General features: G+C 36.8%; 5 protein-coding genes. 3 read left to right on the top strand and 2 right to left on the bottom strand.

The features are described 5' to 3' along the window. The coding region (locus E1171_RS12900) for an HTH domain-containing protein (protein WP_155206420.1) at positions 1 to 858 on the bottom strand (858 nt) is incomplete at its 3' end. A gap of 210 nt (positions 859 to 1,068) precedes the next feature. Between E1171_RS12900 and E1171_RS12895 the strand changes: the two genes are divergently transcribed. The 3 genes from E1171_RS12895 to E1171_RS12885 all read left to right on the top strand — a co-directional run bounded on the left by E1171_RS12895 (position 1,069) and on the right by E1171_RS12885 (position 7,241). Next, positions 1,069 to 2,781 (top strand): type I restriction-modification system subunit M, encoded by a 1,713-nt coding sequence (locus E1171_RS12895; RefSeq protein WP_155206419.1) that lies wholly within the window; start codon positions 1,069 to 1,071, stop codon positions 2,779 to 2,781. A gap of 3 nt (positions 2,782 to 2,784) precedes the next feature. After that, positions 2,785 to 4,140, top strand: a complete 1,356-nt coding sequence (locus E1171_RS12890; RefSeq protein WP_155206418.1) for a restriction endonuclease subunit S — start codon at positions 2,785 to 2,787, stop codon at positions 4,138 to 4,140. Between the two features lie 131 nt (positions 4,141 to 4,271). After that, positions 4,272 to 7,241 carry a type I restriction endonuclease subunit R gene (locus tag E1171_RS12885; protein WP_155206417.1) on the top strand — a complete coding sequence of 990 codons (2,970 nt, stop codon included), beginning with the start codon at positions 4,272 to 4,274 and terminating at the stop codon, positions 7,239 to 7,241. Between the two features lie 194 nt (positions 7,242 to 7,435). Here E1171_RS12885 and E1171_RS12880 read toward each other — a convergent pair. Continuing rightward, the coding region (locus tag E1171_RS12880) for a hypothetical protein (protein ID WP_187696435.1) at positions 7,436 to 8,108 on the bottom strand (673 nt) is incomplete at its 5' end.

Here is an 8,108-nt window from a genome sequence, read left to right as displayed (position 1 = left end):
GACTTCATTGCTTTTCAAATCGATTCGAATACGCTTAAGGAATTCTTTGAAATCCTTATTCATGGTAAGTTTGTTAATGGTGTCCCAATCGAGTGTTTCTTTAACTTTAGCCGAGAATAGTCTTTTGGAATCGTTAGGGTTATCCAGGTTGAGTTGAATAATTCCTATGCCAAAGGCTGAGGAAAGTCGGGAGAGTTCTTCGCGAAAATCTTCCTCTTCTGAGATTTCTGCTGCTACCAAATAGCTTTCGTTGGCCCAAGAAGAATTGGAGACGGTTTGAAAAAACTTTTCTCTAAGGGTGGAAAAGTTAAGGCTCCGTTTTAGTTCAAAAGAAATAAGCTTTACGGAGGTATTGCCGATGGCTGAACTTAGGTTTAGCACCTCCTCTTCCCATTCATTAATTGGAAAAACGCAGCCAACCATATCGGGATGTACCCATTCACCATAGGATTTCTTGCTGGATTTAGAGTGATTAATAGTTTTGGTATGGCATTTCAGGTGGTAATAGGCGTAATGTGCCAAGTAAGGGTGAAGGTCTTTCTCTAAAAATGATTTTGTTTCGTATTTTGGCTTTTCCTCTTCTATGATCTGCCCTTCTTCATAGGCTTGTAGGTTTTTATATTCTTTTTTTGCTAAATAAAAACGTTTGGGTCTTTTGCCTACGGTTTTAAAAGGGCCTTCCGGATTATCTCTTGAAATAACGTAAAGGTGAGCTGCCAGGGTGGCGGAAGGGGTTTTCCCATTGCTTCCCAACTCTTCGACTAAGCCTTCTTCTGATGCTTTCCGCCAAATTTCATTAGCGGAAAGTGGATTTTCTTCTTTGTTTAAAATTTCTTTTGCTAGTTCTAAAAAAGTCATAGGGAGTTTTGGTAAAAAATAAGGAATAAATATAAGGGTTGTATAGGGGATTTCAAACCATTATTGAAGTAGATATTTTAACACCTCAACCATCTTTTAATTAAGAGCTTTTCTCTTTTTCTCTTGCTCTTTCCTAAATCCCCAAATTCTACTACCTTTAAACTTTTTATTTTTAAGCGAGGAATAAACGATATTTTTTGAAGATATAGCATGAAGAATTTCAAGGAATCTGCGAATTTTATTTGGTCCATTGCAGACCTGCTACGGGGAGATTATAAACAGTCGGATTACGGTAAAGTGATCCTTCCCCTTACGGTCCTCAGAAGGTTGGATTGTGTTTTGGAGAACACTAAAGAAAAGGTGCTTAGCATGGCGGAAACCTTGACCGTGGATAATGTCGATCCTATTTTAAATAAGGTAGCAGGTTATAAATTCCATAACCGAAGTAAATTTGATTTTGATAAGTTGGTAGCTGATCCCAACAACATTGCAGCAAACCTAAGAAACTATATCAACGGTTTTTCAGAGGATGCCCGTGAAATAATTGAACAGTTTGAGTTCGATAACCAGATCAGTAAGATGGACGATAATAACCTGCTTTTTTTAGTGGTGAAGCGTTTTCAGGAAGTTGATCTCCATCCAGAGACCATCAGCTCCATGGAAATGGGTTATATGTTCGAAGAACTCATTCGCAAGTTTGCTGAACTTTCTAACGAAACGGCAGGAGAACACTTTACTCCAAGAGAAGTGATTCGCTTGATGGTTAACATCTTGTTTTTAAATGACCGAGATATCCTGACCAAAAAAGGCATTGTGAAAACCATTTACGATTGTTGTGCAGGAACAGGCGGTATGTTATCCGTAGCAGAAGAATACCTTAACGAACTTAACCCTGATGCCCGTTTGGAAGTATTTGGACAGGAACTCAATCCCGAATCTTATGCCATTTGTAAATCGGATATGCTTATTAAAGGACAGAATGCTTCCAATATCAAGAAAGGAAATTCCATTTCAGAAGATCAATTGGCAGGAAAAACCTTCGATTACCTGATTACCAACCCTCCCTTTGGTGTTAAATGGGATAAAATTTACAAGAAGGTAAAGGAAGAACATGACGAATTAGGACATGGTGGACGATTTGGTGCTGGATTACCTGCAAAAAGTGACGGTTCCTTTTTGTTTTTGATGAGCTTGATTTCCAAGATGAAACAGGATGAAAAAGGTTCCAAACTAGCTATCGTCTTTAATGGTTCTCCTCTTTTCTCCGGTTCTCCTTCTTCCAAAAAGAACGAAAGCAGTATTCGACAATGGATCATTGAAAGTGATATGTTGGAAGCTATCATTGCCCTACCTAATCAGCTCTTTTACAATACAGGTATCAGTACTTATATATGGGTGGTGAATAACCGAAAAGCAGGAGAGCGCAAAGGAAAGGTGCAACTGATTAATGCAGTGGACTTTTTTCAAAAAATGAGTAAGTCATTGGGTAGCAAACGAAATGAGCTCTCTGAAGAACAAATACGAGAGATTACCGAAATTTATGGTGGTTTTGAGGAAGGGAAATATTGTAAGATATTCGATAATGAAGATTTTGGTTACCACAAACTCACGGTGGAACGACCACTTTATGAGAATGGTAAGAAAGTAGTAGATAGAAAGGGGAATCCTAAAGCAGATGCTAAGTTAAGAGATACTGAAAATGTTCCTTTAAAAGAAGATATTACCGACTATATGCAGCGGGAGGTTTTGCCCCATGTACCGGACGCTTGGACTGATGAAAAGAAATCTTTGGTGGGCTATGAAATCAATTTCACCAAGTATTTTTATGAATACCAGCCCCTTCGTTCCTTGGGGGAAATTAAAGCCGATATATTGGCTTTGGAAGAAGAAACCAATGGTATGGTATCAAAGGTAATGGCATAAGTGATGAAGAAATATAGTGAGTACAAAGACAGTGGAATTGAATGGATTGGTGAGATTCCAAGTCATTGGGAGGTAAAAAGGCTCAAACACCTCGTTGAGGAACCGCTGAAATATGGGGCAAATGAATCAGCAAACGATGAAAATCCTGCCAATCCAAGATATATAAGAATTACTGATTTTGGCAAGGACGGTAATTTGAGAAATGATACTTTTAAATCTCTTCCTCTGGAAATAGCTAAAGATTATTTACTAAAAGAAGGTGATTTGTTGTTTGCTCGAAGTGGAGCTACTGTTGGTAAAACCTTTCTTTTTAAAGGTTTTTCAGGAGATGCATGTTTTGCAGGTTATTTAATTAAAGCCTCTGTCAAAAAGAATCTAATAAATAGTTCCTTCTTAGCTTATTTGACAAAATCTAATTTCTATGAAAATTGGAAGAAAAGCATCTTTCAACAGGCTACAATACAAAATATAGGAGCAGATAAGTATAACAACTTGATGGTTCCTGTCCCCAAAGATTGTCATGAATCTACTTCAATAGCAAATTACCTCGACCACAAATCCCAAGAAATAGACAGTCTAATTGCTAAAAAACAACAACTCATCACCCTTTACCAAGAAGAGAAAACTGCAACCATCAATCAGGCAGTAACCAAAGGTTTAGATCCCAATGTTCCCATGAAGGATTCTGGTATCGAATGGTTGGAGGAGATTCCAAGTCATTGGGAGGTGAAAAAGTTTAAAAGAGTGTCCTATATGAAGGGGCGGATTGGTTGGCAAGGGTTAAAACAAAGTGAATTTTCTGAGGATAAAAATCTTCCTTATTTGATTACAGGAATGAATTTTAAGGATGGGAAAATTCGATGGAATGAAGTTTATCATATAAGTGAAGAAAGATATAATGAAGCTCCTGAAATTCAACTTCAAGTTGGAGATGTATTGATGACCAAAGATGGCACTATTGGAAAATTACTTTTTGTGGGAGATCTTCCTAATAAAGCATCTCTAAATAGTCATTTATTGGTTTTTAGGGCCTTGGAGAAATCTTATTATCCTAAGTTTTTATATTATCAATTACAATCAGAGAATTTTAAAATTCATGTTGAATTAACAAAAACAGGTACTACATTTTATGGGATTTCACAGGAAGCTGTTGGGAAGTACAAAATTCTCTTACCTCCTTACCATGAACAAAAAGAAATAACAAAAAGTCTAGAGGAGACTCTTCATGAATTCGAAAACCTCATCAGCAAAACCCAAAAAGAAATAGAATTATTGAAAGAATACAAAACCGCCTTTATTTCTGAAGTGGTTTTAGGGAAAATAGATGTAAGAGAAGAGGTTTTAGAGGAAATAAAGTAATTAAAAGATAAAATAAGCATTCCAACTGATATGTAATCTCAAGGGAATATAGTATTTTGTGTCTTTTTAAAGAACGTGAAACAGTACCTAAGCGGACTTAGGTACTGTTTTTTAGAAAGATTAGGATTGCTATGGCTCTAGGGATACACACCGAACTTACTTTTGAAGAAAATATTGAAGCTTCCCTTTTAGAAAAGGGAGGATATAGCAAGGGTTCTTCCCATGATTTTGATGCGGATTTAGGTTTTTTTCCTTCTTATATCACTGAATTTCTACAATCCTCTCAAACCAAAGCTTGGGCAAAGATTGCTAGCATCCATAAAACAGAGGTAGAAGCCAAAGTGATTAAACGTCTACTCAAAGAGTTAGAACTTCGTGGGGCTTTGGATGTGCTTAGAAAGGGTTTTACCGATTACGGAGTAAAATTTCAAATGGCTTACTTCCATCCCGAAAGTGCTTTAAATCCTGATGCTTTTGCCCTTTATGAAAAGAATGAGCTGAAGGTAGTTCGTCAGCTATATTATGAGCGTAAAGGAAAGAATTCCTTGGATATGGTCTTGGTGCTGAATGGACTTCCTATCACTACCATAGAACTCAAGAATCAGTTTTCAGGACAAAATGTGCAAAACGCTAAAAAACAATATGTTTTTGATCGGGAACCTTCTGAACCCATCTTTAAATACAAAAAAAGAGCATTGGTGCATTTTGCAGTAGATAGCGATCAATGTTTTATGAGCACCAAGCTAGCAGGAAAAAACACCTTCTACCTGCCTTTTAATCAGGGGAATGAAAATGGAGCAGGGAACCCACCTAATCCCGATGGTTACAGAACAGCTTACCTTTGGGAATACGTTTGGACCAAAGACAGCCTCTTGGATATCATTGCCAAATTTCTTCACATTAATGAAGACGACATCCTTATTTTTCCCCGCTACCATCAGTTGGATGTAGTGCGAGAAGTGGCAAAAGATGCTAAAGTTCATGGGGCAGGAAAGAACTACCTCATACAGCATTCAGCAGGTTCAGGAAAATCGAATTCCATTGCTTGGTTATCCTATCGTCTTTCTTCCCTACACAATGGTTTTGATAAGCGGGTTTTTGATTCGGTCATCGTTATCACGGACCGTAAGGTATTGGATTCCCAGTTGCAAAATACCATTTACCAGTTTGAGCATAAAGCTGGGGTGGTGGTTAAAATCGATAAATCTTCTCAGCAACTAGCAGATGCTATAAGTGCAGGTTCTAACATCATCATTACTACCCTTCAAAAGTTTCCTTTCATATTAGAAAAAATTGGAGAATTAAAACGAAGCAATTATGCGGTGATCATTGATGAAGCACATTCCAGTCAGGGGGGAGAAGCAACAAAAAAAATGAAAGAAGTGCTTTCTGCAAAATCCTTGGAAGAAGCGGAAGCAGAAGAACTCTCCTCAAATCTGGATGAGGATGCGGAGGATCAAATCAGAAGAAGTATGCAGGCCCGGGGAAAACAGGAGAATCTCTCCTTCTTTGCTTTTACGGCAACTCCTAAAACGAAAACCATTGAGGTATTTGGTACCCCGAATGAAGAAGGGATTCCTAAAGCTTTTCATTGGTACTCTATGAAACAAGCTATTGAGGAAGGTTTTATTCTTGATGTACTGAAGAATTACACTACTTATAGTACATATTTCAAGCTTAATAAGGCTATAGAAGAAGATCCGAACATTAACAAAAAACAAGCTTCCCGAGCTATTGCAAGGTTTTTATCCATTCATCCTCATAACCTTGCACAGAAAACGGAGGTGATGGTAGAGCATTTTCGGAAAGTAGTTGCTCTTAAAATCGGAGGTAAAGCCAAGGCCATGGTAGTCTGTTCTTCTAGGCTTCACGCTTTACGCTATAAAGAAGAATTTGATCACTACATCAAAGAGAAGGGGTATAAGATCAATACTTTGGTAGCTTTCTCCGGTAAATTAATTAGTGATTCTTATCCAGACGGAGTGACGGAAGCAGAAATTAATAAAATTAAGGAATCCGAATTACCAAAGCATTTTGAAACGGAAGCTTATCAAATCCTCATCGTTGCTGCGAAATACCAAACCGGTTTCGATCAACCCAAACTTCATTCTATGTATGTGGATAAGAAGTTAAGTGGGGTATTGGCTGTACAAACCTTATCCCGTTTAAACAGGACGACAAGAGGAAAAGAGGATACTTTTATTTTGGATTTTGCTAATGAAGCTGAAGAAATTCAAGAAGCATTCCAGCCTTATTATGAGGCGACTACCGTGGACTCTACCACGGATCCTAATCGTTTGTACGACTTAAAAGGAATCATTGAAGAAGCTCAAATCATCTGGCAATCGGAAGTGGATAATTTTTGTAATTTATTCTTCAAATCTCAAGAAACACTTTCTAAATCCGCTCAGGGGAAATTAAATGCATTAATCGATCCGGCAGTTGAACGGTTCCTTCTTTTACCGGAAGAAGGTGATACCTCCGGTAAAATTACTCAGGACGATTTAAAACATGCGATACAGGTTTTTTGTCGTGCATATTCCTTCCTTACACAGATTATGCCTTTCACCGATGTAGAATTGGAGAAGCTGTTTACCTATTGTCGGTTCCTGTTAAAAAAGTTACCTAAAAAAGATCAAACAGATCGCTTTCAATTAGGGGGTGAGGTAGAATTGGAGTACTACCGTTTGCAAAAGATCAGTGAACAAAGTATAGTGTTGGAAAGTCAAGGGGAATACGGTTTGGAAAATAGTGGGGAAGCGGGTATTCGTTCCAAGAAAGAGGAGGAAGCTTTATTGTCTGAAATTGTGGATACTCTGAATAAACGCTTTGGTACAGAGTTTAAAGAGGCTGACAAACTATTCTTTGACCAGATGGAAGAAGATTGTGTACAGAATGAACAGCTTCAATCTTCTGCTACCTCTAATACACAAGAAAATTTTAAGTTCGTTTTTGATGATGTCTATATGAATATTATGATTGATCGTATGGGACAAAATCAGGAGATCTTCAATAAAATTATGGATGATCAGGAGCTGGGAGGAGTGGTAAAAGATATGCTGATGAAGAAGGTGTATGAGCGCTTGAATGGCAGGAAATAGGAAAGGGAATATAAGTGTGCTTGGGTGAATTATGTTGCCCTGCAAAAATATACTTTTTGAACTCCTAAAAGAGGAATAGTTTTATCATAAATAATAAAGGATTCCAGGCATATTTTTTTGCACCCTGTTTTATAACAATTAAGATAAAGAATCAGGAAATTACTCTATTTAATTTTTCTATTTAAAATTGCGCATTAAATCAATTTATAAAAGTAATCCCTAATTTCTGTTTTGTCCATAGCTGAAATAAATTGGAGCCTTTTATTATTTAGTCCATTTGCTCTAGCTCGCTCCATTTTTATGGTTCTTTTGGCTAAAAAAGAAAAAGTCTCTTTTAAATTTAGTACTAATCGATAAAAAGTCTGAAAATGGGAGAAATTATGAAGGTTTTCTGAGGATTCACCTGAAATATCGTGATGGTGCATAATATAATTTCTTAATTGATTTATGAGCTGAAATCTAGGCTTATTTCCTTTATTGATCAGTACTTTTTCCTTAAGAAAGGATAAATCCAGTTTTTGATTAGAATTTTCCTTATGGTAAGAAGAAAGGGAAAATTCCATTAACTCATTTAGATATAGATTTTCAAAAGGCTTTCTATTTTCATCAATGAGCTTTTTGAATTCAAGTGCTTCAATTCTTTTTTCGGCCCAATCTTCACTTCCCTTTTTATTACGTTTATAATTTTTTAAGTAATCAAGGTATATCGTATCATTTAAACCATTAAAGGCCAGGTATTCTCGTAGTGATCTTTCAAAGACATTTAAATTATGATAAATAGTTGCAAAAACCTGCGCATTTTCAAAGTCTATAAAATGGATCACCCCGTTTATATAAGAGTTATTCGTTCTAAAAATGATGTTTGAT

The sequence above is a fragment of the Xanthovirga aplysinae genome, from assembly GCF_009711365.1.
Lineage (GTDB): Bacteria > Bacteroidota > Bacteroidia > Cytophagales > Cyclobacteriaceae > Xanthovirga > Xanthovirga aplysinae.
The sequence above is the reverse complement of the archived record's forward strand: the minus strand, read 5'-3'. Positions and strand labels throughout refer to the sequence as shown.